The sequence below is a fragment of the Paenibacillus sp. P4_E11 genome, from assembly GCF_056401635.1.
The window spans coordinates 1-2,211 of record NZ_JBFUIX010000353.1 but is presented as its reverse complement, the minus strand read 5'-3'; the positions used below and the strand labels follow the sequence as shown (position 1 = coordinate 2,211).

Below are 2,211 nucleotides of genomic sequence, written 5' to 3'. Positions count from 1 at the left end.
GTCACGAGGTTTGCAAGATTATGGATGACATAGATTTTGTTCATTTCGGGATTCACCGCTACTGYAKWAGGYCSATCTCCCGYAGCTACSGTCGTCGTCGTGTTGTCCTCGCCGTCAATGACGGTCACGTTGTTTGAACCTGCATTGGCGACATAGATTTTGTTCGTTTCGGGATTCACCACTATTTTAGAAGGCTCAGTTCCCACAGCCACCTTCGTCGTCGTGTTGTCTGCGCCGTCAATGACGGTCACGTTACCTGATTCAAAATTGGCGACATAGATTTTGTTCRTTTCGGGATTCACCGCTATTTCTCTAGAAGGAAACCCCACAGCTACCGTCGTCGTCGTGTTGTTCCCGCCGTCAATGACGGTCACGTAGTCTGAAGCATCATTGGTGACATAGATTTTATTTGTTACTGGATTCACCGCTACCTCAGAAGGACTAGCTTCCACAGCTACCTTCTTCGTCGTGTTGCTCACGCCGTCAATGACGGTCACGTTGTTTGAATTCCTATTGGTGACATAGATTTTGTTTGTTACTGAATTCACCGCTACTGCAACAGACCGATTCCCTACAAATTCAAACCCTGTAAATAACGTCGTCATCGTGTTGTCCTCGCCGTCAATGACGGTCACGAGGTTTGCAAGATTATGGATGACATAGATTTTGTTCGTTTCGGGATTCACCGCTACTTTAGAAGGCCCATCTCCCGTAGCTAAGGTCGTCGTCTTGTTGCTCGCTCCGTCAATGACGGTCACGTTGCTTGATCCAAAATTGGCGACATAGATTTTGTTCGTTTTGGGATTCACTGCTACTGCAGAAGGAGTATCCCCTGCGGCCACTTCAGTCACAATGGTGTCTGCCCGCACTGATTGAGGCGCCGAGAGAAACGTCACAATCAGAATCCCGGACACGATTATCTTGTAAAATCGACTAATAAGCGCCTTTCCACATCTCACACCTGTGAACCCCTGGTTGCTCTGATCCACGAGCGGATTCAATCTCTTGCCATCCATTCCCATTGTAAATCCCTCCTAATTCTCTTAACTTCGAGTGTCTCATGCAATTAACAGGCATAGACTCGATCATGTTACCATCTAGATTTCCAAGGCCAGTGTTCCAACGTTGCTTGCTCCTAACCACACGTGTCCAAATAATGTTGGACCAACGCCGATAATCGCCGATCATACATGAATCAACACCAACCACTTCATACCCAGTCCCCTCCATTTTTAAATATTACCCTCTTGCCCTTGCGCATTCTATTATACGAAAGTAGCAAAATAGCCGAATTCGGGTATACTTTCGTTCTACTTACCGGTACCTCTGTCATATACAAGTCCGCCGCACGGATCTGATGTCCGATCAGACCTTTGGGACAACACTCTGTCCCCATCTCAGCCGCATACAAAAAAGCAGATACCGTTTGACCAGTACCTGCCGAATTCAATTCTATTTCTTCTATTCTACATCCAGCGAATGATCAAGACTGGCATTCAGCATACGTAGGATCATGAGTAACGATTCAGATCTAGTCGCATTAGCATTCGGTTTGAATAAACCGTCCGGCGTACCCTTTACAATCCCTATATCGGATAATGTATCAATCTCTGCCTCTGCCCAGTGTCCTATAGCATCTTTGAACTTCGAATGCTTCACGAAATTCGTGTTCATTACTTTTGAAAGCATAGCTGCGATTTCCGCTCTGGTTATCGTTTGATTCGGTTTGAAAGTTCCGTCTAAGTAACCGTCAGCAATTCCTATTGTTTTTAATGTAGCAATGGCATCTGCTGCCCAGTGACCTTTGGTGTCTACAAAGTCGGAATCACCTGCTGACGTTAACCCAAGTGCTCTTACTAATAGAGAAGCAAACTCTGCTCTAGTTATCGTAGCATGAGCTCGAAATGAACCATCCTCATATCCCTTGATAATCCCAAACCTAGTTGCTAGTCCGATCGCTTTCGCATTTGGGGCATTCGCAGGTACATCCTTAAATGAACCTGCAGGTGCAGCGTTCGATTTGGCTACCATTTCCTTAATGACCTCAATATTAACCCCATCAATGTAGAATTTTTTGGGCGTTGGTGTTGGTGTTGGTGTTGGTGTTGGTGTTGGTGTTGGTGTTGGTGTTGGTGTTGGTGTTGGTGTTGGTGTTGGTGTTGGTGTTGGTGTTGGTGTTGGTGTTGGTGTTGGTGTTGGTGTTGGTGTTGG

General features: G+C 46.0%; 2 protein-coding genes. Both read right to left on the bottom strand.

Features of this window, described 5'->3' with window-relative positions; translation table 11 throughout:
• Positions 1-1,022, bottom strand: a 1,022-nt coding sequence (locus AC1DWB_RS33900) for a YncE family protein (RefSeq protein ID WP_477545477.1), incomplete at its 3' end; no start/stop codon positions are given.
• Between the two features lie 439 nt (positions 1,023-1,461).
• Positions 1,462-2,211 (bottom strand): S-layer homology domain-containing protein (locus AC1DWB_RS33895; protein ID WP_477545476.1); only part of this gene is annotated, 750 nt, incomplete at its 5' end.